17 protein-coding genes are annotated in these 23,338 nt (G+C 33.5%); 5 read left to right on the top strand and 12 right to left on the bottom strand.

Annotated elements, in window-relative coordinates; translation table 11 throughout:
• Window positions 1–14: 14 nt before the first annotated feature.
• Together ACQRC6_RS04180 and ACQRC6_RS04175 are read right to left on the bottom strand one after the other, a co-directional pair.
• Window positions 15–764 carry an IclR family transcriptional regulator gene (locus tag ACQRC6_RS04180; protein WP_427847878.1) on the bottom strand — a complete coding sequence of 250 codons (750 nt, stop codon included), beginning with the start codon at window positions 762–764 and terminating at the stop codon, window positions 15–17.
• Window positions 765–1,119: 355 nt separating this feature from the next.
• Entirely contained in the window at window positions 1,120–1,839 is a 720-nt protein-coding gene (locus ACQRC6_RS04175; protein ID WP_427847877.1) for a CPBP family intramembrane glutamic endopeptidase, read from the bottom strand.
• Between the two features lie 437 nt (window positions 1,840–2,276).
• Between ACQRC6_RS04175 and ACQRC6_RS04170 the strand changes: the two genes are divergently transcribed.
• Window positions 2,277–3,104, top strand: coding sequence for a PrsW family intramembrane metalloprotease (locus ACQRC6_RS04170; RefSeq protein ID WP_427847876.1), 828 nt, complete (start codon window positions 2,277–2,279; stop codon window positions 3,102–3,104).
• A 215-nt stretch (window positions 3,105–3,319) separates the two neighbouring features.
• Here ACQRC6_RS04170 and ACQRC6_RS04165 read toward each other — a convergent pair whose 3' ends face one another.
• Window positions 3,320–11,353, bottom strand: a complete 8,034-nt coding sequence (locus ACQRC6_RS04165) for an S-layer homology domain-containing protein (RefSeq protein ID WP_427847875.1) — start codon at window positions 11,351–11,353, stop codon at window positions 3,320–3,322.
• A gap of 252 nt (window positions 11,354–11,605) precedes the next feature.
• Here ACQRC6_RS04165 and ACQRC6_RS04160 point away from each other — a divergent pair, with 252 nt between their 5' ends.
• The 3 genes from ACQRC6_RS04160 to ACQRC6_RS04150 all read left to right on the top strand — a co-directional run bounded on the left by ACQRC6_RS04160 (window position 11,606) and on the right by ACQRC6_RS04150 (window position 12,771).
• On the top strand, window positions 11,606–11,764 hold the full coding sequence (locus ACQRC6_RS04160) for a hypothetical protein (protein ID WP_427847874.1): 159 nt from the start codon (window positions 11,606–11,608) through the stop codon (window positions 11,762–11,764).
• A gap of 100 nt (window positions 11,765–11,864) precedes the next feature.
• Window positions 11,865–12,146 carry an autorepressor SdpR family transcription factor gene (locus ACQRC6_RS04155; RefSeq protein WP_293559305.1) on the top strand — a complete coding sequence of 94 codons (282 nt, stop codon included), beginning with the start codon at window positions 11,865–11,867 and terminating at the stop codon, window positions 12,144–12,146.
• Window positions 12,130–12,771: an SdpI family protein gene (locus ACQRC6_RS04150; RefSeq protein WP_427847873.1), complete on the top strand. Its 642-nt coding sequence runs from the start codon at window positions 12,130–12,132 to the stop codon at window positions 12,769–12,771. Before ACQRC6_RS04155 ends, ACQRC6_RS04150 begins: the two co-directional genes overlap by 17 nt.
• A gap of 58 nt (window positions 12,772–12,829) precedes the next feature.
• On the opposite strand, the gene ACQRC6_RS04145 is transcribed toward ACQRC6_RS04150, so the two are convergent.
• The 8 genes from ACQRC6_RS04145 to ACQRC6_RS04110 all read right to left on the bottom strand — a co-directional run bounded on the left by ACQRC6_RS04145 (window position 12,830) and on the right by ACQRC6_RS04110 (window position 20,574).
• Window positions 12,830–13,624 carry a carbon-nitrogen hydrolase family protein gene (locus ACQRC6_RS04145; protein WP_427847872.1) on the bottom strand — a complete coding sequence of 265 codons (795 nt, stop codon included), beginning with the start codon at window positions 13,622–13,624 and terminating at the stop codon, window positions 12,830–12,832.
• Between the two features lie 12 nt (window positions 13,625–13,636).
• Window positions 13,637–14,512 (bottom strand): undecaprenyl-diphosphate phosphatase, encoded by an 876-nt coding sequence (locus tag ACQRC6_RS04140; RefSeq protein ID WP_169968047.1) that lies wholly within the window; start codon window positions 14,510–14,512, stop codon window positions 13,637–13,639.
• 87 nt (window positions 14,513–14,599) lie between these two features.
• Window positions 14,600–15,955: a replicative DNA helicase gene (dnaB, locus tag ACQRC6_RS04135; RefSeq protein ID WP_169968045.1), complete on the bottom strand. Its 1,356-nt coding sequence runs from the start codon at window positions 15,953–15,955 to the stop codon at window positions 14,600–14,602.
• Window positions 15,956–15,960: 5 nt separating this feature from the next.
• Window positions 15,961–16,410, bottom strand: coding sequence for a 50S ribosomal protein L9 (gene rplI, locus ACQRC6_RS04130; RefSeq protein ID WP_427847871.1), 450 nt, complete (start codon window positions 16,408–16,410; stop codon window positions 15,961–15,963).
• 1 nt (window position 16,411) lies between these two features.
• Complete coding sequence (locus ACQRC6_RS04125) at window positions 16,412–18,409, bottom strand: DHH family phosphoesterase (protein WP_427847870.1); 1,998 nt, start codon at window positions 18,407–18,409, stop codon at window positions 16,412–16,414.
• An 11-nt stretch (window positions 18,410–18,420) separates the two neighbouring features.
• Entirely contained in the window at window positions 18,421–19,362 is a 942-nt protein-coding gene (locus ACQRC6_RS04120; protein WP_427847869.1) for a DUF2232 domain-containing protein, read from the bottom strand.
• Between the two features lie 101 nt (window positions 19,363–19,463).
• Window positions 19,464–19,640 (bottom strand): hypothetical protein, encoded by a 177-nt coding sequence (locus ACQRC6_RS04115; protein WP_427847868.1) that lies wholly within the window; start codon window positions 19,638–19,640, stop codon window positions 19,464–19,466.
• Window positions 19,641–19,731: 91 nt separating this feature from the next.
• On the bottom strand, window positions 19,732–20,574 hold the full coding sequence (locus ACQRC6_RS04110; RefSeq protein ID WP_427847867.1) for a DegV family protein: 843 nt from the start codon (window positions 20,572–20,574) through the stop codon (window positions 19,732–19,734).
• Window positions 20,575–20,798: 224 nt separating this feature from the next.
• Between ACQRC6_RS04110 and ACQRC6_RS04105 the strand changes: the two genes are divergently transcribed.
• Window positions 20,799–21,482, top strand: a complete 684-nt coding sequence (locus ACQRC6_RS04105; protein ID WP_427847899.1) for a radical SAM protein — start codon at window positions 20,799–20,801, stop codon at window positions 21,480–21,482.
• 166 nt (window positions 21,483–21,648) lie between these two features.
• On the opposite strand, the gene ACQRC6_RS04100 is transcribed toward ACQRC6_RS04105, so the two are convergent.
• Entirely contained in the window at window positions 21,649–23,226 is a 1,578-nt protein-coding gene (locus tag ACQRC6_RS04100) for an AbgT family transporter (RefSeq protein WP_427847866.1), read from the bottom strand.
• Window positions 23,227–23,338: the final 112 nt, after the last annotated feature.

The following is a 23,338-nucleotide window of genomic DNA, read 5'->3' as shown; positions in this document are numbered from 1 at the left end:
TTGACACAACTTTATTAAGCCTCTGAATATCCCAAGTTTTTTGAAAATTCAATGCCACAGTTTTTAACTGCCTCTATATATTCCTTTTTTATCTCCTCAGTAACTCTTTCCTTTGGAAGAACTACACCAATAGCACCAACCAAGACATCCTTATAATTAAAGACAGGAGCACCAATGCCAATTGCATCTTCAATGTATTCTGAGTCGGAGACGGAAATTTTTTTGTTTTTTATTTCTATTAAATCTTTTTTAAGAGCATCCTTATCCACTGGCGAATCTAAATAATCAGAAAGATCCTTTTTTAAATAATAGTTGATGTATTCATCTGGCTGAAAAGCAAGGATAGTCTTTCTAATAGCACCCTTGTGAAGATCAATTTCAATACCAAAATTTTCAACGATTTTTAAAGTGTGCTTGCCTTCCGATTTTGACAGCATAAGACCCTTGTCGCCAGATTTTATAATAAAGAAAGAATCTTCCATTGTAATATCAGATAATTTTTTTAATACAGATTTACCCACAGCTTGAGGATCAAGTTTTGAAGAAGCCTTTATCCCAAGAGGTATAAGCGATGGTCCAAGTCCGTAGAGGTGCGTCCTTTCGTCCTTAGACACATAACCAATTTCAATAAGCGTAGATAAAATTCTGTGAGCCGTACTTGGCGGTATATTTAAAAACTCAGATATTTCTGCAATTGTAAGTTCTCGATTTTCATTTTTCAATGCGTCTAAAACATTTGCTGCCTTAACTAAACTTTGAATCATTTTTTCACCTTCCAAAACAAATTATATCATAATATGGAAAGTATTTCACTAAAAGAAAAACAATGCCAGCAAAATAAATAAACTTTTTAGGAAAAAATTATCAAAAGAAGTATTAAAATTTAATAAGTTGAGGAATTAATGGGGTGGCAAAGGCAGGTATATTCTAGTTGTAGGTGATGGCAATGACTACAAAAAGCAGTGAAAAGTTTCACTACTTCTTATAAGTCAAATAAAAAGTATAAGCTAAATAAAAAAAACAATAAAAAACCCAAGTCAAATAAAAAACCCTAAGTCAAATAAAAAAGTCCTGCAACAACTAAACAACAGGACTAAAAAGTTAAATAAAAATTATAAGTTAATTATAAAATTGTTTATTGGCTTTCATTAATTTTATAATTATTAAAAGTGAAATGATTATCTCGCCTACATTTATACCTATAAGGAGTAAAGGTAAAAAGGATATATCTGCAAGACTTTCGCTTAACAATATATAGTCCCAAAGGGAGTGAAATATTATTGGAAAAATAATATTTTTTGTATCTAAATACATTGATGCCAAAAATACACCCATAATAAAGGTGGATAGCATTTGATTTGCTACTTCAGAAAAAGGCAAACCTCCTAATATATTTAATATATGCAGCAAAGAGAAAAAAAAGGAGGATATTAAAATTGCAAATACTGGATGAATTTTTCGCACTAAGCCGCCTAATACTATGCCTCTAAACATCCCCTCTTCTGCTATGCCAATGAGGGCAGTGTCAACAATGAGAATAAAGAAAGCTAAATTAAGACTAAAACCCTTTATTATTGAATAAACTCCAAAACCTGCTACAGGGACAAATATAAGGACAGAGAGAAGATAACTTGGGCTTTTGCTCTTTGATAAAACTAATTGATCTTTATTTTTTAATCCATAATATAAGACCAATAGGGACAACAATATCATAAAGGGCAAGAATTTTTCACTAAAATTAGATGAATCATAGGGCGTATTTAAAAAATGCTTACAAACAAATAAGCCCAATGCCATTAGGACATAGTATAGGGATAAAATAGTATAATTTTTCTTCATTAGACCTCCGAGTTATTTTATATTTTATAATGGCGAAAAATATATTATGTGAGTATACACTTAATATATAAAATAAAATTTACAAGTAAACTTGTCATTAATTTAAGCACGCCATATTTTCCATAAAAATTATACTAAAAATAAAATTAGCTTTCAATATATTTGCGGTGCTTGCCTTGGAGCATTGCATATTTGACACATTATTTCCATAACAAAAATATTGACTTTTTACATATACAATGTTATTTTTATAACATAAAAAGTTAGAGAAGATGCAAATTTTTAATGCCAAACTTTTAAATTCGTAAATATACTTATGATTTGCGATTTTAGGGTTTGACATTTTTAGCTATTATTCTTCCTAATTTTTAAATATATTTTAAATCAGATTACATTTTATTATGCAGTTTTTACATTTTAAAAATTGGGAGGATTAAATGAAAAAATTTATTAATATTTATGGACGCAATCTTTTGATTATCATAACCCTGGCTTTAGTATTTATAGGATTTAATGATTACTTTGTTCAATTTGCAGAAAAGGACAAGTCACAAGCATTATTTCCCATATTTCTCATTGCCGCAAGCACGGTGTTCCTATATGCCATACCTGTTGCCCTATTTATATTTTATTTAGTAAGAAGATTTAATGTTTCAGGCAAAGTCGTGCTGCTAAGCCTTATACTTGGATTTACTTTGCCACTATATTTAGCAAGTCAAGGCAACTCACTAATTTCATTATTGCTATTTTCACTTAATGTTCCAAAGGAAATACTTAGCAAGTGGGGAGCAGCTATGACAGCGCCCTTTACAGAAGAAATAGCAAAGGGATTAGTTGTACTCTTGACATATTTTTTCTTCAAAAAGATTTCTTTAAAAGATGCCTTTATATCGGGGATGATTTCCGGATTTGGCTTTCAAGTTTTTGAAGACTTCGCATATATTTTTCAAAGCACCTTTGGCGAAACAAATACTGGTTTTTCAATAGCCTTTGAAAGAATATCCAATGCACTGGGCAGTCATATGGATTTTGCAATAGTCTTTGGAGTTGGACTCATAGCTCTTTTGAAAAAAGAAAAATCTATCCCTAAATCAAAGGCATTATTTTTTATCATAGCGCCCATTGCACTACATTTTGTTTGGAATTCTCCACTTGAAGGAGATTGGGTAACGCCTTTATTTGGGAGCATTAATCTATGCCTTGCCTATTATGTATTTACCTTTGTGGACTCTTTAGATGAAGGGGATAAAATAGTTCAAGCTTAGCATTGAATTAAATAACTGTCTTGTAAATGTATTTGATTGTAAAATTGGAGGTTTATCCTCCTTTTTTTATGCAAAATTATATTTTATAAAGCCTAATATATTACTTCATTAAAACACAGACTAAATTTCTATGGCGATGTATGGTCTAACCTTGTGAAAATAAACAAAAAAAAGAAACCGGATTTTTCCGATTTCTTTTTGTCTTAACTATTGAATTAATTTGCTATTTTGCTCCAGCTTTCTACGCCGTGCTCATCTTTTTTACAGTCGTGAGTATTTGTAGCTTCATAAATATCGTAGTAAGCCCAATGAGAACTACTTAAATCTTTGAACTTAATTAATTCAACATGCTTTTCATTTACAAAAGCTTTATCAGCGTGTCTATTAAACATTCTGTTTACTATTGAAACAGCCTCTGCTCTTGTGATAGGTGCATCAGGTTTAAATGTTCCATCTGAATATCCAGTGATCCAACCTTGTGCCTTAACTTGTGATATTACATCTCTTGCCCAGTGATTTGAAGGTACGTCTACAAAAGTTTCTGTTGCAAGTTTTTTGTCAGTTATATATTTTGATGCAATAGCAGCAAATTCAGCTCTTGTAATGCTATTATTAGGTTTAAATGTTCCGTCTGGATATCCCTTTATGATGTCCTTAGAAGTCAATTTCATTATACTTCCTGTAAACCAATCTCCTTGTTTTACATCGTCAAACTTGTCTGAAAAACCTACGGAAGTATTCTTTTCTGCCAACCTTGCAAATATAGCAGCCACTTCTGCTCTCGTGATTTCACCATCAGGTCTAACTGTTCCATCTGGATAACCAGAGATATAAGCTTCGTGTCTTTCTACCTTTGGTTCAGCCTTAGGAACTTCAACCTTTGGAACTTCAATCTTTGGAGCTATCGGTGTCAAAGGAGCAAAAGTCCTTTGAGTAGGCTCGTTCCAAGTTGGGTGCCATGGATATGGTTCATATGGGTAACTAGGCTCAGGTGGGTAACTAGGCTCAGGTGGGTAACTAGGCTCAGGTGGGTAACTAGGTTCAGGCTTATTAGGCTTGATTGGGTCTTTGACTAAAATATTAACATAGACTTTATCGCTAGTTCCATCTGGATAAATTACATTTACTTTTACAAAAAATCTTCCAGCTTGATTTCCATTAGGAATTGTCGTTTCATCAGAAATTTCAAATTTTACAGCACTTCTATCGCCCTTATATCCTAGTAATGCAATATGATCTGCTATTTCTTGAGGAGTAGTATTTTCTCCATAGTCTTTAATAATCAAGCTAGGTTTTGCATCGTATTTTATATTGTCGAATTTTACGACTTTCCATGTTCCTACATAAATAACATCAGATTGTACATCTTCTTGATTACCAGCAGGGTTCCAACCTAAGAAAGTATATGTCGCAATGTCAGTTTTTTCTTCAGCATTTGCTGGAGTTGTAGGAGCTTCTGCAGTTTGAGATTTGTAAATTTCCACACCTTCTGGTGCAGTTTCTGTAAAATCAGCAGGTCTTTGAATTTCAGCAACGCCATCTTCATCTACAAATTTGTATTCATATCTTACAAGTACCTTGTCATTTGAAATAAATTTCCAAGTTCCAGTAAAATATATTTTGCCAGGTTGCTCGGAAGATTTTGTAAAGATATCAAACTTCCATACTCCAGGTACACCGTCTACTGTATCAGGATATTCTCCAGTATACTTTGGCATCTCAAGACCTTCATCTACATACTTTTCTATACTGTCTACTAAGTTTTCGCTTATTGCATCAGGCTTTTGCTTGATTTCATCTTCGCCATTTTTATATACATAGTCGAAGACATAATTTATTTTTCCTCTAGGGACAAATTCCCAAGTGCCTGTCAAGACGTTATTAGTCTTGTCTTTATGGACAGTCAACTTGTCTGGTGTCCAGCCTGCAAATTTCCATTCTCCTTGTTCATTTGGATCAGTACTTTTTACTTCGCTAAATTTGTATGCAGGTGTAAATTCTTTTCCAATTGTCTCTTTGATGTCTTGAGGTTTTTGATCTGTTACTTCTTGAGGTAAAGTTCTATCAGGATCTTTAGAAACAAATTCAAAACTTATCCAACTAATTGTTGCATCCCATTGTGCATAGGCAGTTTCATTCTTTATAATTGTAAATTCTTCGCCTGGTTTATAAACTTTATCTCCAATTTTCCAACCTGCAAAATTTGCCTCAGGCTTATTCAAAGTTCCTTCATTTGCAATTCTTATAGTCGAATTTACATCGGCTACAGTATTAGCAGGAACATTTCCACTTACACTTTGAGGATTGTCTGCATCCGCAACATAAGTCAATGTTACCTTGTCCGTCTTAAATGTTGCAACATATTTTCTGTTGCCAGTTATTTCACTATCCATATCTAAAGGTTCAAACCAAGCGTCGAAGACATAATTTTGATTTGCCTTATATTGAGGAATAATTACTCCTCTTGTTCCTAATTTTATATTTGCATTAGGATTTACATAGTACTTAGTTGTTCCGGAAAGAGTTCCATTGCCGTCAGTTGTAAATTCAACTATTACATAGCCCTTAGGTTTATCAGTCAATTCATCACTTGCATAAACATCTTTTAATTTGCTAAATACATGCTTTATCTTCATTCCTTCAGTGAATGGTTCAGTCATGGAGCCTTCCCAAGTTCCCTTTTCATAACCTACATTAGGTTCAAGTCCAAGTCCTTCTGCATTTTGAGTTAAATCTACATTTGCATTAGGATTTACATAATACTTAGTTGTTCCAGAAAGTTTTCCATTGCCATCAGTTGTAAATTCAACTGTAACATAGCCCTTAGGTTTTTCTCCTTCAGCAGGAATAATTGGAGCGATGTCATCATATTTTGCAGTGATTTTAACTTCTTTTCCGTCACTTATATTCATAGTTAGAGGTTTATCCCAACCATTGAATTTCTTTCCAGTTTTTTCATTTACTTCTGCCTGTGGAATTGTAACCTCAACATTCGGTTTTACCCAATAAGTTGTAGTAGCTCCAGTTTTAAACTCTCCACCATCGCCTTCACTTAAAGTTACCTTTATATAGCCTGGTTTTTCTTCTGTTAAGACATTTTTTAATTCATTGTATTTTGCCTTAATTACTTCTCCACCCTTATATTTCACATCATAATTTATGATTTCTGCCCAATTAGCAAACTCATAACCAGTATTAGCATCTACTTTTGGTGCAAAATCAGAAAGTTTTACGGCAGCAGTAGGATTTACATAAACTTTCTTCTTTGTATCTGTAGAATCCTTTATATTGCCCTTATCTGTAGAATCAAAGAAGACTTCCACATATCCCTTAGGAATTTTGTTTGGAGTGCCACTTGCATCTTTTTCAGGGATTACATTTTCAAGAGGAGTGTAATCAGCAGTGACATAAATTGTCTTCTCTGTTCCGTCAATTACTTTACTAGCTTTTTCATCCCAATTGCCTTCAAACTTATATCCAGTGTAAGCAATTACTTCTGTATTAGTAAATTTACTTAAAATATCTCCCAAAGTTTTATTCTTCTTAGGATTTACATAGAAGACAATGTTTAAATCATCTTTAATATATCCGTCGTCTCCATTATTTAATATAACTTCAACATAACCCTCAGGTTTTGAATTTGTACTTCCGTCATCTGTTTTTTCTGGAATTATATCATCATAAGCCTTGAATCTTCCCTTTATGATAGTATCTGCACTAAAAGTAGTTTGATTTATAGGAGGGTCCCAAGAGTCAAAGTAATATCCGACTTCCACATCTAACTTAGGTCCTTTTAGAGTTACCCTTCTATTAGGGTCGACATATACTGTATTTTGCCCTACAATATTTCCGCCTTCGCCTTCAATTTCAAAAGTTATCTTGCTATAACCTGGAACTGGTGTCTCAGAAATTGCACCCGTAGGAGAGAATACAGCTTTTATTTTCGTGTCTACTTTGTATTGTTGATTATGTGTAACATCCTTGTCCCAAGCGGAAAATTCATAGCCAGTATTAGCCTTTATGTCAGCATCCGCAGGTGGAGTAAGAGTTACATATTTATTTGGATTTACAAAGTAAGATTTTTCATTTACTGTACCATTGTCGCCGGAAACAAAAGTTACCTTTACATAACCTTCAGGTTGCGTTACGCCGTCTTTTACTTCAATGGTATCTTCTAATTCCTTAGCTTGAGCTTTTACCACGATGTCAGTGTTTATTGGTGTAGTATCATCCTTATCCCAACCGTTAAAGGCGTATCCGATTTCCGTCTTTTCAGTAGGCTTAATAATACCTTTATCTCCAAGAGTTATTCCGGCATCCTTTTTAATATAGTAAGACTTGACATCGGAAAGATTTATCCCCTTTGTTCCTTCAAAAGTCAATCTCACATATCTGTCATCAGGTCTTCCCATTGGGTCGCTCGGGTCGTAGGGGATTACAGTTTGTACATCAGCATAACTTGCCTTAATTGTCAAAGGCTCTTTTACTTCAAAGTTATCTTCAGGAAGGGTATTCCATTTGTCAAAGGATTTTGTGCCGTCTTTGTAATTTGCACTAGGGATAGAAATACCTTCATATTTTGCCTTCTTCCAATTTGTGCCTTTATAAACATTGTAAACTTTTGTAGTTTCATCTGTTCCATTTAGTTTACCGTCTTTTGTGGCATCGAAAGTTACTCTTGTGTAATATTCTGGAACATCCGCACTAGGGTCTGTAACCTCTTCCACTATTGGAACTACCTTTACTTTTGCAGTTACAGTGCTAGTCTTGCCACTTGGATAAATAATTGTAACCTTAACATCCTTATCTCCAGTTGATGAAGTATCCACAGGAGTAAAGGAGAATCTTGCTCCCGCATTTTCCAATTCTTCATAATTACTCAACAAATCTTTTGCAGTAGGAGTAGAACCCTTTGGCACAATTTTTTCATTTCCACTTGATTTCAAAACAAATTTAGCAGTAAATGTGTGGTCATCTCTTATAGGTGTAATGTCATTTAAAAATCTTTCGTCATTCCACTCATCAAATTCATAATTTCCAGAATCATCGGCAAAGGCATTGACCTTTGGAAGTTTTTTAAACTCAAGACCGTCGATTACATCATAGATAATCTCCTTAACGCCTTGGTCCGCAGTGCTCAAGGAAACATTTCCGCCTTCGTCAGCCTTAAAGATTACTCTGTGGTATCCATCAGGAGTTGCAGCTTCCCTTGATTTTCTCTTTATTACACGAATGTCTTCATATTTAAAGCTTACACCATTTTTATCTGTAATAATGTCGCCTACTCCATAGCCCTCAATACCAGTCAATTCACCTTTATCATTTAATTTAAATAAAAGTTCAACATTAGGAGCTGATGTCAATTTGTATCCTGGAATATCTCTATAAGATACTGCATCATAATCTTTTTTGCCATTTTCAATTTTTTCTGGTGGGACTATATTTTTATTATTTTGGTCAATGTAGTTGATGTCGTATTTTCTTGTTTTAAAACGTCTATAATGGAAATTGAAGATATTTTTCTCAGGGTCTTTATCAATTAATTTAGTTTGATAGTATTCATTGTGCTCCATATCTTCTCTTAAAATCCACTCATTATTTGAGTATTGAGCCATGGCTGATGCATAATTTCCTATAGCTAGATATTTGTATTCCACCTTTTTCATCTCATTCTTTAGCTCATTTCCTTGAGCGTCATAGAAGTGATGATAAGCTGTTGCAGAAGTTCTATTATTATCAATCCACATTGCTTTTAGATATAGGTCCTCAACTATTGGGTTATTTTCCGCATATCTTAGAGGTGCCTTGTACTTATCGGTGTAGCTTGTGTCTGGAACTAATTTGCCTTCTTCATCCTTTTTGAAAAGTACTAATTCCCAACCCCCAAAAGTATATCCTTCTCTAGTTGGGTTTTCATCTAACTTAACAACAGGTCCCTTTGAAGTGTATTCAATCTTTGGATCAACTTTCTCCGGCTCTTTATTTGGAACATTTAAAATATATTTGTCTTCAGAGCCTCTAAATTTTCCGCCATTAGGGTCGAAAGTAACATTGTAGGTTACATCTTTTTCAGCCCAGTGGTCGTATAGGTCGTACTTGTAGTTTGGCATAGTCTGTGCAGAGTCCTTTACCAAATTTTGACCTACGGGGTCTAATGCCCAGCCCTTAAATTCATAGGTATCTGGAATGCCTTGAGGTCTTTCCGGAACATTTTTTGTGTCTAGGTCTAAATCCCTTAGCGGTTTGTCATAAGGAACTTGCATTGTAGTAGTATTGCCCTTTGTTGGATGTAGTGTCAAATCATATTTATTTCTTGTATATTCTAATTTTAAATATCCATTAGTAGATGCTCTTTGGCCGCCAAGCCTGTCTACATATTGAACTTGCCCATCAGGTCTTCCATTATTTATAGTTTCCCAAAAAGAATCCTCTTTTCTGTAATTTATTTGTCTTTTTTTAGCATAAGCTCCTTTAAAACCCTTAAGTTCAGGAAGTGGAAACTCATAGCTGGAACTGTTGGTATCTGACTTCCAATAATACATCGAAGAATCGAGTTTAGAAACTCCATCAAAATCTTCTTTGAAAAAATCCACATGTACAGGATGATTGATTCCAACTCGTCCTTGGGCAATCCCTAAACTTATCTGCCTTGGTCCAATATTAACGTCGGTTCTACTTAAAAAGCTCTTTCCCTCTTGATTTACAGCATTTATAAAATCAGAAGCTGAAAGTCTATAAGGCGGCGTATCTCTATATATAAAATTACCATAATTTATAAGCCAGCCTTGACCGGAATATCCTCTCGTCCAGCCCTCTATTTCACTGTCCCTTGGCCATGCATCTGCCAAAGATTGATTGAAGCGAGCCTTTATTGTATATGGATTGGTTTTCGCATCATATCTTACTCCGTCTTTAGTGATGATGGGGTGAAAAGTGCCTTTCGATATTTCAAATACAAGCTCATAGACTTCTCTATCATAGTAGATACTAAATGCAGTCTTTCCTGTAGATGAAATTAGCTTTTGATTTCCATCTTCACCTGCATTTTTTTCTTTTATTAAGTTTTCATTTCTATGATAGTATTTTGCAAGTTCAGTTGGATTACTAGTAACGGCTTTATCAATATCTGGGAACTTTATTCCCTCTGGACCTACTGCTGAAAGATCTGGAACTGCGCCAACTTCTCCATTATCAACTACTTTCCTTCCCACATAGTCGTATTTTTCTTTAAAAGGTGCAGAATCCTCATAGTCCGATTTTTCTGTATAGAAAAGAATTGTGTATGGTGCCTCTTTGTTTTCCTTCCAAACAGCCGTAAACTCTAAGTCATGGGAAGGCATTCTAAGATTTTCCATGTCTGTATTCTTTATATGCTCTCCAGCTTTAATTTTAGTCCCGTCTTTTTTCAAGATATCACTATCTGCAGTCCACCATAAAAATTGTGCGCCTTCTTTTGTAGGTTCTTTTACAGCTGGAATCTCTTGGTCGTAATATATTTTCTTTGCTCTTATTTGAGTAGCGCCTTCAGATGTATTATAAGTGACAATATTAGTGTCCCTTAAATATCTAAATACGACTTGGAAATTTTTTGTATCTTCTGGTATTTGAACTTTCAAGCTTGAAAACTCTGGAGAAAATCCCGGTGTTTCACTTTTGTTCAATGCATAAAAAGTGAATTCAGTTCCAACTTTAGCTTTGTTCACAACTTCTTTTTTATCATTAAAAACATTAGGATCACTTAAAGATTGAAAAAGATGGACTACTTTTATATCTATATCCTTCGGTTTATATATATAAGATCTATCATAATTTTTAAATTTATTAGCCTCTTCTCTTGAGAATACATATCTCGGAGTTGGAGCAGTATATCCATCTATAGTTGGAAGTTCAACAGTTTTATCCACTGGCATTGTTCCATTTTTAAATATGGAAGCTATATAAGGTTGAAATTTTGGAATTTTATAGCCATTTGCGTCGATATCATAACCCACTTTTAATGTGTATTTTTCATCCCTATTTGGATCGGCTATCTGCTTATTTGCCTCCTCTTTACTTGTAGGGTCGGTGTCAAACTCCTTTACCGCCACATCTTCATTGTTAATATAATGTGCTTTGTCATTTTTTATATTGTCATAATTACCTATTTTAAAATTAGGTTCGCCTGTATATGCAAAGATACTCGCAGGAAAACTTGTCAATAAGATAAGTATCGCCATAAAAAATGCCAAACATCTCCTATTTACTTTCATAAATACCTCCTTCTAATTATTAATTAAAGTATCATTATACTTTTAGGATAAAATCCTATTTTTATAGATACCTCCTTTATTTTATTTAAATGTCATTATAATACAGGGACAAATCCCATACAACATTTATTTAATTTAAATGTGTATTATATGATACTTTGGATAGTTTTATTATACCACGTATTGTTAAATAATTTACTAATTTAATTGAGATTATACAAAATAATTTTGTATTTAAGAGAATTTTTTCACATGAAATATAGTTTGAAAATACAGTATGCACTAAGAGTAATAAGTATAGTGAAAAAAACTAATTTAACTCAATTTTTTAAATTAATTGTAGAGAGAAGTGGCGATGATAATTTGGCAGAAGGTTTTTTGACAAATAGTTTTCACTGCGATGTTCTTTAAGCATTTTGAAAAAAACAAAACAGATTTGACTTTTATGAAAATTTTCATATAATAAAATTAAGTATTTAGATATTTATCAAAATATTTAAGAGGGTGAATTATGTTTTCTAATACTTTTAAAGCCTTATCTGATCCTGTTAGGCTTGAAATTTTAAATATGCTTAGGAAAAATGGCAGGATGAATGCGGGGGAGATAGCCGATAATTTTGATTTAACTAAGGCTACAATTTCTCACCACTTAAAAATGTTAAGAGAGCAGGATTTGATTTACGAAACTAAGGAGAAAAATTTTATTTATTACGAGTTAAACACTTCAGTTTTTGAAGATATTTTGACATGGATTGTGAAGTTTAAAGGAGGTCAAGATGAAGAACAAGTTTAAATTTGGAAGTGTTAGCATTTATTCCATGATTGCGTCAATTATTATTTTAATATTTTTCAATGTAGTTTTTTACAGTAAAATGCCAGCGGAACTTCCAATTCACTGGAATTTTAATAATGAAGTTGACGCTTATGGTTCAAAGTTTAAGGCTATGATAGGAGTTCCCTTTATTTTAGTTGCCATGAATATTTTCCTTTGCTTTATGTTGGACAATGACCCGAAAAATAGGATGCAAAACAATTTACTCATGACTATTACTAAGATTAGCCTTCCCATTATGATGATTGTAATCTATGTAATAACAATTTTATATGGACTAGGTAGAGAAGTGAACACTGGCGTTATTATTTCTCTATTAATTGGAGTTTTATTTATTGTCATTGGAAATTATATGCCAAAGGTAAAGAGGAATTACACCATGGGAATTAAGCTACCTTGGACTTTAAATAGCGACGAAAATTGGAGGAGAACTCATAGAATTGGCGGAATTTCATTTATTATGATGGGATTAACTTTTTTTGCCTATCCCTTTATTAAAAGTGAGGCTTTAATTTTTGGTGTTGTGATTTTTGCCATAGCCATACCTACAATTTATTCCTTTTATCTTTACACTAGGGGAATTTGAGAGAGTTAAATAAAATTAAAAAGAGTAAAAAAATTGGACTATCACGATGTGGTAGTCCTTATAATTTTCTATTTTTTCTTGAAATTTCTAGTGGGAATTTTTCTCTTTCCCTCTTTACTTTTTCCTTTTCTATTTTAATTACAAGCATATTTTCTTCTTCGCCAAGGTCTGTAATTATTTCGCCACTTGGAGATACGCATAGGGAATGTGCGTAGGCATTTTTGGAAAGTTTAGCATCTCTTGCTATGGCAGGAGAAATTATATAGCATTGAGTGTCTACTGCACGAGCTCTGTTTAAAAGGTGGAAGTGAACTTCGCCCGTCTTTTTCATAAAAGTTGATGGAACGAAAATTACTTCTGCGCCATAATCGCGGAAACTTTGGAAGAGTTCTGGAAATCTTAAATCAAAACAAATTGCAAGGCCAAAGATGCCATATTCTGTTTCAAAAACGCCTAGAGATTTGCCGCCAGAAATTGTGTCAGACTCCCTGTAGCCTTCGATGTCAAAGAGATTTATCTTTGAATATCTGTAAATTTCCTTGCCCTCTTTGTCGAAGACATAGGATCTATTGTAAATTTTTTCGCCAGATTTAATGGGGATTGAGCCTCCAATTAAATAGACTTTATTTTTCCTTGCCACTTCACTCATTTTTTTGTAAGTCTTTCCAAAATCTTCTTCGGCAAATTTTGTGAAGTAAGAATTTTGGTAGGGGCAGTTCCACATCTCTGGAAGGCATATTACATCGGCACCTTTATTTTTTGCGCAAGATATATATTCTTCCATTGTCTTTAAGTTTTTTTCTTTGTCGCCAGTGGCAGGCAACTGAATTATTCCAACATTAAAATCTTTCATAATAACCTCAAATTATATAATGTTAAAAAAGCCAAGGCATAAAACTACTATTCCAAGGACTATTCTATAATAGCCAAAGGGAATAAAGTCGTGTTCACGAACATAGCCAAGGAATTTTTTAATTACTACAAGGGCAACTATATAAGAAATAAGTCCGCCAAGGATTATCAAAAACCATTGCCAAGGGGTGAAGGAAAATCCGATTTTTAAAATTTTAAGGGCAGTTGCGCCAAGCATAGTTGGCACTGCAAGGTAGAAGGAAAATTTTGCGGAGCTTGTCCTTGAACAACCCAGTAGCATTGCGCCAATAATTGTTGCGGCAGAACGAGATGTGCCGGGAACCATGGCAAGGCATTGGAAAAAGCCAATTAGTAATGCGGTTTTAAGCCCAATGTCATTTAAACTTTTGTATTTAAATTCCTTGTTTTTATTATTTTTTTCCATAAAAATAATTATAAATCCATAGACAATAAGTGCAATTGCAACTGTAATTGGATTAAAAAGATGTGAGTCGATAAAATCGTCTAATAAAAACCCAAAAAAAGCTGCGGGCAAAAATCCAATGATTATTTTTGCAATTAGTCGCATTGTTTCAAGATCTCTATACTTAAATTTTTCCTTGAAGGATAAGCTTTCATATTTTTCTTCACCAATTACTGGTACAAGTTTTCCCCTTGCAATTGGATTTATATCGTAGAAGTAGAGATATACTACTGCTAATATTGCACCCAGTTGTATAATTACGCTAAAGGCATTGGAAAAGGACTTTGGCTCAAGTTTTATAAAGCTATCTGCGATTATAAGATGACCTGTTGATGAAACAGGTAAAAATTCTGTCAGCCCTTCGATGAGTCCAAGGACTATTACTTTTATTATGTCTGAAATCATATTTACCTCCATTTTTTGACAAAGCTATTATAACATTTGATTGAGAAAAGATAAATAAGGCCCTCGTCAATGACAAGAGCCTTATTATTAATTTCTTTGTAAATTTAAAAATTTTGTAAATTCCTTTTTAAACATCAACTCAACAGTTCCCGTAGGGCCGTTTCTGTGTTTTGCAATGATTACTTCGCCAATATTTGGCTTTTCAGATTCTTCCTTTGTGTAGTATTCATCTCTATACAAAAACATTACTATGTCTGCATCTTGTTCAATGGCACCAGATTCACGAAGGTCAGATAAAATTGGTCTGTGATCTGTTCTTAGTTCAGGTGCACGAGAAAGTTGTGATAGGGCAATAACGGGAACTTCAAGTTCCTTTGCAATTGCCTTTAAGTTTCTCGATATTGCAGAAATTTCTTGTTGCCTTGATTCAGCTCTAGAATTCATCTGCATAAGTTGCAAGTAGTCGATTACTATTAAGTCCAGTCCCTTTTCTATTTTCATTCTTCTACACTTTGCCTTTAGTTCCAGAGGAGAGATGCCGGCAGTGTCGTCAATTTCCATTTTTAGATTGGATATAATTGGCATTGTGTTAATTATTTTTGTCCACTCTTCTTCATTTAAGTTTCCGCTAATAACTTTTTGAAGGTCTACATGGGCATTTGAAGAAATAATCCTTTGGAAAAGTTGGTTCTTGCTCATTTCAAGGGAAAAAATGGCAACTGATGCACCGCCTCTTAATGCTGCATTAGTTGCGATATTTACCATAAGGGCAGTTTTACCCATGGAAGGTCTCGCCGCAAGTAATATTAAATCAGACTTTTGAAGTCCAGAAATTTTTCTATCAAGGTCTATAAAACCAGTTGTAAGTCCAGTGAGGGCATTTGGATTTTGTGCCTTCATTTCCAATTCAGCGAAGGAATCTAGGGCAATATTTTTAATATTCACTAGACCATTTTTTGTTGAGTCTTGAGTTATTTCAAAGACAGATTTTTCTGCAAGTTCGATAATAAGGTCTGCCCTTGCATCAGATGAATAAGCGGCAGAAATAATTTTATCGGAGGCATTTATTAGTTCTCTCAAAACGCCCTTTTCCTTAATAATTTCACAGTAGGATCTAATATTTGAAACAGCTGTTACATTTGAAGACAAGTCGGCGAGATATGTTATACCTCCAACTTCTTCTAGGGATTCAGTTTTTTTCAATTCTTCTGCAATAGTTATTACATCTGCAGGTTCATTTCTGTTGTAGATATTTAAAATTGCGTCATAAATTTTTCTATGGGCATCTTGATAAAAATCCTCTGTTTTTAAAATTTCAATAGATGCAGTTATTGCTTCTTTTGAAAGCATCATAGAACCTAGCGCCGATTCCTCTGCTTCAAGATTGTGGGGAGGCATTTTTAAATTTTCAACAGAATTTAAGTTTTCTCCATTTACATCCATATCGATCAAGATTCCGGTCTAACATTTACCTTTAAAGTTGCAATTACATCGGGATATAATTTTATGTCGATGTTTTTCATTCCAGCTTCTTTAATATTTTCGGACAAGTCGATTTTTTTCTTGTCCACTTCAATTTTATATTCGCTCTTTAAATTTTTTGCAATGTCGCTAGAAGTTATTGCACCAAAAAGTCTTCCACCTTCTCCAGCTTTTGCCTTAATAGTAAGGGTTAATTGTTCGAGTTTTTTCTTAATTTCATTGGCCTTTGCTCGATTTTCCTTTTCTAATTTTTCTTCTTCGATTTTATTTTTCTTCCAAATTTCTAAGTTTTCGGGAGTAGCTTCAATAGCAATTCCTCTTGGGATTAAAAAGTTTCTAGCATAGCCAGTTTTTGCGTTAACTATGCTTCCCTTTGGTCCTAAATTTTTGTCGTCTTTTAATAAAATTATTTTCATGTTATTCCTCGCTTCTATTTTCTTCTAAATATTCTTCTATGGCTTCTATTAAAATCTTTTCTGCTTTGTCTAAATCTTGTGTATCAATTTGTGCACCAGCCATATTTAAGTGGCCGCCACCGCCTATTTTTTCAAGAATTAATTGAACTGAAACTACTTCTCCACGGGATCTGCCTGAAATATGAGTTTTGCCATTATTAATTGTAAGCACAAAGGATGCGTCAATGCCATTTATGTCGAGAAGGGCATCGGCAGCCTGTGCTGCAACTAATACAGAATTTTTTGCCTCTTTGTCAAATCTCGATACGGCAATATTTCCGTGGATGACTTTTGTGTTGTGAACTACATCTGCTCTGTAAAGCATAGTGTCTAAATCGTCTTGGAAAAGTGCCTTTACCTTTAACATATTTGCGCCAGCTCTTTTTAAAACTGAAGCAGCCTCAAAGGTTCTTACGCCAGTTTGGAAAGAGAAGTTTTTTGTGTCGACAACTATACCACTCATGAGGGCATCTGCCTCGAAATGAGTTAAGTTCAAGTCGTCAGACATATAAGTCAACATTTCCGTTATAAGTTCGCAAGTTGAGGATGCATAGGGTTCTACATAAGCTAGGACTGGATTTTCTACAAATTCCTTGCCTCTTCTGTGGTGATCTATTACTACTATTTGGCTAGTTTCCTTCAAGAGGTCTGGATATTCAGTAAAGGATGGCTTGTGATTGTCCACTAAAATTATTAGAGAGGAGTGCTTAATGGTGTTCATTGCCGTTTCTCTTGATATGACTTTTTTGTAAAGTTCTGGCTCCTCTTCCTTCATCCTGTCGATTAAATTGTCGATGGATGGATTGGATTTTTCAAGGACTATATAGCCTTCTTTATTTCTATTTAAAGTTGCACGCAGACAACCAATAGCCGCACCAATTGCGTCCATATCTGGGTTTTGATGTCCCATAATGTAGACATTTTCAGATCTGTCGATTAATTGTTTTAAAGCTTCGCCAATAACTCTTGCCTTAACTTTATTTCTCTTTTCAACAGCTTTTGACTTTCCGCCAAAGAAGGCATAATTGTCGTCGACTTTTACAACGGCTTGGTCGCCGCCACGACCTAGTGCAAGGTCAAGAGATGAGTCAGCTTCCATATAGGCCTCTTTAAAGTTAAGCCCAAAGGAAGAAACTCCAATAGATAAAGTAATGGGAATTGAGTTGCCCTTATTTAAATCTCTTAAATCATCGAGTATGTCAAATCTCTTTTTTTTAAGGGAATTTAAAGATTTATAATTCATGACAACTAAATATAAGTCTTCGTCAGCTTTTTTAACTAAAGCATCGTATTCTTCAAAATATTGAGAGATAGTTGAGTCAATGTCTGCAATTAAAAGAGGTCTAATCTCTGAAGGAGCACTGCTTATTGCTTCTGAGAAGTTGTCTACTTCTACTTTTGCAATAATTGGATATTCTTCTGTGTATTTGTCCTTTAAATTTTTGTAGGCGGTGTTGTCTACAAAATAAAGTAGCACAGATTTGCTGTCAGCGGATTTAGATTTATTTTCACAAATATTTGTGTAGACATTAAAAAAGCTCTTGTTAATCTCAATGGGAAGTGTATTTGCACCACTTCTATTTATTATATTTGAGATGTCAATATCCTTAACTAAATTTTCAAGGTCGCCATCGATTAAAGTCTTTTCCTTAAATAAATTTATAAAGGGAGTGTTGTACCACAAGATTTTTGCCTTTTCATCAGTAATTACAAGGGGAAAGGGCATGTCAAAAATTGCTTCTTTAGTTAAAGAATCAAATTGTTCATTTAAGTTTTCAATGTGTTTGATAGTCTCGGCATTCTTATTATTGATCTTGTTATAAGTTATATAAAAAATATAAGCAAAACCCAAAATTGAAATAAAACCAATTAATGGATTTAGGATTATTAAAATAATAACTAGGGCAATTCCAAAGACAAGATAGGGGAGAAAATCGCTAATTTTATAATTATTTTTCATATTATTCTCACTTAATTAATTTTTCTAAAGTTAACAATTTGGTCAATTGCACCAATTATCATCACAAATATTTGGAGTGAAGAAATAGTAAGGCATAGACCAATTAATAGATATTGTAAAAAACTTTTAAAACCAAACTTCGTCATAAAAAATTTAACTACACTTATACCTGCTATAAAGAGCATGAAGTAAACTAAGTTCATTAAATTTAATGTAAAAATCTGAGCGCTTGATCCAAAATATTCGCCAGCCAAAGAAAGTATTGCAACTGTGGCAATTGATAGCATAATAATTTCTTTTGGAAATTTTAAAAATTCAAGAGAGGAAGGTTGCAATATAAATTTCCCCTTTGAGAGCAGTGTTCTTCCAGCTGTTGTGTAAGTTACATAGGAAGTAACCAAGGATATAATAATTAAAACTGATGGAAGAATTTGCAAAAATTTCTTGTAATAAATTTCGGCACCTTGAGTAAAATTAGACAAATCGCCTTGAGAAAGTCCAGCTTCCTTTGCAATATTTGTATAAAAACTTGTAATTGCATTAATAGTATCCCTTGAATTTAGCACATGGCTATTTAAGCCAAAGGCAAAAAATAATACCATTATTGATATGAAAAATATAAGAGATGTCGCAATAATCGTCATGGAAACAGATCTATTGGTGCTAATCATATAGTGAAATATCAAGATGAAAGGTCCAAAAACTGTAAAAATAATTAGTGCATCCATGGGACCAAGTAGGGCGGCGATTAAAAGGACAACTGCAATTAAAGTTGCCATTACTTTTAAAATTCCTTCTTTTACAGATTCAACTACATACATAGAAGGAAATAAAATATAAAAAAAGGGAAAAATCATTCCAATCATGGAAATAATTATAGACCTTGTAAAAAGTCTAAAGAGTCCCTTAAAATCAGTTTCTTTTTCCAATAAATCAACTCCTGTCTCCTTCATTTTACCACAGAATTATAATTTGATAAAGAAATCTAAATTTGGGGAAAATTAAAATTTCAGTTGGAGATTTTGACAATTAAAAAAGCTAGAAATATCTAGCTTTAGTAAATAATTATATTGCCCATATCTTCATAGATGTAAAAGCTATTGTAAACTTTGTCGTGGCTATCTTCTAAGTCCTCTAAGAAATCTTTAATATTTTCCATTACATCATCATTTATCACTAAGTCATCGTAATAAAAGTTAATCCCATCTACAATTATTTTCTTTTCCTTCATATATTCACCTCATAAAAATTTTTACAATTAATAAATAACTTAAAATGAAAAAATTATATTTTGACAAATATATATGGAAGTTTTAAAGGGATTAATTTCTAAAGTAGGCTAAAAAGAGTGCGCCAGGACCTGCGTGGGTTCCAACTACACTTCCAACTTGGATAAATTCTGGGGAATGAATTTTGTCCTCCCAGAGATTTTTCACTTCTCTTAAATACTTTTCGATTTTGTTGCTTTCTCTGCCAGTATAGCCCAGTTTAAGAGGCATGGAAAAGTCAATTGAGCCATTTTTTTCTATTTCACTAATAAATAAGTTGTTGGCATTTTTAACCCCCTTTGCCTTGCCCACAGTTGCAATTGCTCCTTCTTCTATGGAAAGCAGGACTTTTATCGAGAAAAGGCCTCCTATAAAAGCAGATGTCTTTGAGATTCTTCCGCCTCTTTCAAGGTATTCTAAAGTGTCAACTAGGACAACGAGTCTTAATTTCTTCTTTGCTTCTTCTAAAATTTCGGCAATTTCTTTTGCAGATTTTCCTTCTTTTACAAGTCTAATTGCAAAATCCACAAGAGCGCCTTCTGCAATGGAAACATTGAGTGAATCCACAATGAAAATTTTATCGCTTAGTCCATTGGCGGCTAGTTTTGCACTTTGATAAGTTCCCGATAATTTTGAAGAGATAACTATTACTACTGCTTCGTCGCCATTATCGATGACTTTTTTGTAGGCGTCCATAAAAGCCATTGGTGTTGGTTGACTTGTCTTAGGAAATTCTTTTTTCCTTTCAAGCCTTTCATAAAATTCGTCCTTTGTAATATCAACTGAATCTAAAAAATCTTCTTCTCCAAAGGTTACGTGAAGGGGAACAACAATTAAATCTTTCTTAATATTTTCTTCGACGTCGCAAGTTGATCCTACAATTATTTTTACTGACATATACTTCCTCACAATTATATTAAAAACTTTTTACTTATACTATAATCATATTAAAATTTTTATTTTTTAAGAAAATATGATTCTTTAATTAATTTTTACATATTTAACATCTTTTGCAAATTTTAGTATAAAGAAAAGTCCACTAGGTGTCAACATAGACATAGGGCATCTATAATATGTTAAAATACTATTGGAAAAAGACTTTGTTATTGGGAGATGATTTTATCAATAGATATTCAAAAATTACAAATAAGACTAAAAGAGAAATTGTTCTTTTAAAGGCAAGACCATGTAAATGGGGAAGGTGTGCTTTTTGCGATTATATTGAGGACAATGATAGAGATGATAAAAGAATTGATGAGATAAATTTTGAGGTTTTAAAAAATGTAAGTGGCGAATTTGGTGTACTAGAAGTTATTGACTCTGCATCGATTTTTGAACTCACAGAAAATACTTTAAGGGAAATAAAAAAAGTTGTAGAAGAAAAAAATATTAAAAGATTATTTTTTGAAGCTCACTGGATTTATAGAAATAGACTTGATGAAATCAGAAACTTTTTTAGGGTGCCAATTACATTTAAAATTGGCGTAGAAACTTTTGACAATGACTTTAGAGAAGGAGTCTTAAAAAAGGGTGCGAATTTTAAAGATTATAAAGAGGTGCAAAAATACTTTGACTCTCCCTGTGTAATGGTGGGAATAAAGGGTCAGACAAAGGAAATGATAGATAGAGATATGGAAATCATAAAAAATTTCTCCCATGCAACTGTGAATATTTTTATGAATAATTCAACTGAAATAAAAAGAGATGAAGAACTTGTAAAATGGTTTGTAGAAAAATATAGATACCTTGAGGATGATCCTCGTGTAGATATTTTATTTGAAATAACAGATTTTGGCGTGGGTTGATAGTATCAAAATTACGCAAGTTATTAGGATTTTAAAAATATTTATAAAGACTTCCTAGATAAATTACAATTATTAAAAAATAATTAGAATTTACGTGAAATATTTTGCAAATACAATAAAAATCCCGATGGATTTTCCATCGGGTTATTTTTGAGGATATTTTATTTTAGATAAATAACATTGACACCATGTCTTGTACATGAAGTGGTGCTTCTGGGCCAACAGGAAGTCCCAACAGATACCATACAATCATTAGTGCTGTCCAACCTACTAGGAAACACATTGAATATGGAAGCATCATTGATGTAAGAGTTCCAAGCCCGGAGTCTTCGTCGTATTTTTGCATGAATACAACTATCATTGCAAAGTAAGACATAAGTGGTGTAATTATATTTGTTGAAGAGTCGCCAATTCTATATGCAACTTGTGTAAGGGCAGGTGATAGTCCAAGGTTGTACATCATTGGCACAAAAATTGGAGCCATAATTGCCCATTTTGCTGAGGCTGATCCCATAAATAAATTTAGAAAAGCTGAAAGCAAGATAAACATAATTAAAAGTGGAAGTCCCTTTAATTTAATCGATTCTAGGAAGTCCGCTCCGTTTTTTGCAAGGATTAGACCTAAGTTTGTTTCGTTAAAATAAGATACAAATTGTGCTGCAAAGAATGCAAGAACAAGGTATCCGCCCATGCCTTTCATTGCCTTTGTCATTGCCTCAACAAGGTCATGTGAAGTTTTTATAGTGCCAACAGTTTTGCCATAGGCAATTCCAGGAATCATAAATAGTAGCAACATTCCAGGAATAAGTCCGTGACCTAAGAAGAATTTAAGTGTCATTGCATTTTTACTTTCTTCGAAAGTTCTAAAAGGTGCATTAGCCGGGAACATTAAAAATGCCATAACTATTACAAATATTATAAAAGCTATAAGGGCATTTCTAAGACCCTTTCTTTCTAGGTCTGTAATAGGTGTTGAGTCTGCCTTATAAGATCCCTTATATTCTCCTAAGTTCTTTTCGACAATCTTATTAGTTACAATAGTTCCTATAATTGTAATTAAGAAAGTAGATACAAATAGGAAGTACCAGTTACAAGTAGCTGCAAGTGTTAAATCAATTCCTCCAGCCTTTAGTGCTTCGTTAGTAATATTTGTGAGAAGTGGATCTGTTGTGCCAAGCATTAAGTTTGCAGAGAAACCGCCACTTACGCCTGCAAAGGCTGCGGCAATACCAGCAAGTGGATGGCGACCAGCATTTGCAAAGATAAGAGCTCCTAGTGGAACTACTACTAAGTATCCAGCGTCAGATGCAATATTTGACATAACGCCGGCAAATACTACTGTTGCAGTTAAAAGTGTAGGGTTTACATTTGATAGAAGTCTTTTTAATGTAGCATCAAAAAGTCCACTATTTTCAGCGACTCCAACACCAAGCATAGCTACAAGAACTGTTCCCAAGGGAGCAAATCCTGTAAAGTTTTCTGTTGCAGAGTTAAAGATGTAAGCAAGTCCTTCCCAGTTAAGTAGGGAAACAGCTTCTTTAGTTACTTCTTCCTTAGCTTTTGCATCGAAATATGTAACACTCATGCCCGATTTAGCTGCAAAATATGATACTATGATTACGATTACACTGAGTATTGCAAAAATCATCGCAGGGTGAGGTAATTTATTGCCAATTCTTTCAACACCCTTTAAAAAACCACCGACGTCATTTTGGTCTCTAACTTTTTTCTTTTTCTCAACCATATATTCCTCCTTATTAATGAAAACAATATCCTCAATTTAATATTATAGTATTTATAAAATACTTGCAAGAATAAATTAAGATAATTACAATATTTATCAGTGCTGTAATAGA

The organism is Peptoniphilus sp. SGI.035, assembly GCF_050315115.1.
Classification (GTDB): domain Bacteria; phylum Bacillota; class Clostridia; order Tissierellales; family Peptoniphilaceae; genus Peptoniphilus_A.
The sequence above is the reverse complement of the archived record's forward strand: the minus strand, read 5'-3'. Positions and strand labels throughout refer to the sequence as shown.

Coding starts and splice junctions, on each gene's coding strand:
- ACQRC6_RS04150 (WP_427847873.1), top strand. CDS start 12,130: ATGAAGAACAAGTTTAAATTTGGAAGTGTTAGCATTTATTCCATGATT.
- ACQRC6_RS04165 (WP_427847875.1), bottom strand. CDS start 11,353: ATGAAAGTAAATAGGAGATGTTTGGCATTTTTTATGGCGATACTTATC.
- ACQRC6_RS04160 (WP_427847874.1), top strand. CDS start 11,606: ATGAAATATAGTTTGAAAATACAGTATGCACTAAGAGTAATAAGTATA.
- dnaB (WP_169968045.1), bottom strand. CDS start 15,955: ATGGATGTAAATGGAGAAAACTTAAATTCTGTTGAAAATTTAAAAATG.
- ACQRC6_RS04110 (WP_427847867.1), bottom strand. CDS start 20,574: ATGTCAGTAAAAATAATTGTAGGATCAACTTGCGACGTCGAAGAAAAT.
- rplI (WP_427847871.1), bottom strand. CDS start 16,410: ATGAAAATAATTTTATTAAAAGACGACAAAAATTTAGGACCAAAGGGA.
- ACQRC6_RS04140 (WP_169968047.1), bottom strand. CDS start 14,512: ATGATTTCAGACATAATAAAAGTAATAGTCCTTGGACTCATCGAAGGG.
- ACQRC6_RS04125 (WP_427847870.1), bottom strand. CDS start 18,409: ATGAAAAATAATTATAAAATTAGCGATTTTCTCCCCTATCTTGTCTTT.
- ACQRC6_RS04155 (WP_293559305.1), top strand. CDS start 11,865: ATGTTTTCTAATACTTTTAAAGCCTTATCTGATCCTGTTAGGCTTGAA.
- ACQRC6_RS04120 (WP_427847869.1), bottom strand. CDS start 19,362: ATGAAGGAGACAGGAGTTGATTTATTGGAAAAAGAAACTGATTTTAAG.
- ACQRC6_RS04145 (WP_427847872.1), bottom strand. CDS start 13,624: ATGAAAGATTTTAATGTTGGAATAATTCAGTTGCCTGCCACTGGCGAC.
- ACQRC6_RS04175 (WP_427847877.1), bottom strand. CDS start 1,839: ATGAAGAAAAATTATACTATTTTATCCCTATACTATGTCCTAATGGCA.
- ACQRC6_RS04115 (WP_427847868.1), bottom strand. CDS start 19,640: ATGAAGGAAAAGAAAATAATTGTAGATGGGATTAACTTTTATTACGAT.
- ACQRC6_RS04100 (WP_427847866.1), bottom strand. CDS start 23,226: ATGGTTGAGAAAAAGAAAAAAGTTAGAGACCAAAATGACGTCGGTGGT.
- ACQRC6_RS04170 (WP_427847876.1), top strand. CDS start 2,277: ATGAAAAAATTTATTAATATTTATGGACGCAATCTTTTGATTATCATA.
- ACQRC6_RS04180 (WP_427847878.1), bottom strand. CDS start 764: ATGATTCAAAGTTTAGTTAAGGCAGCAAATGTTTTAGACGCATTGAAA.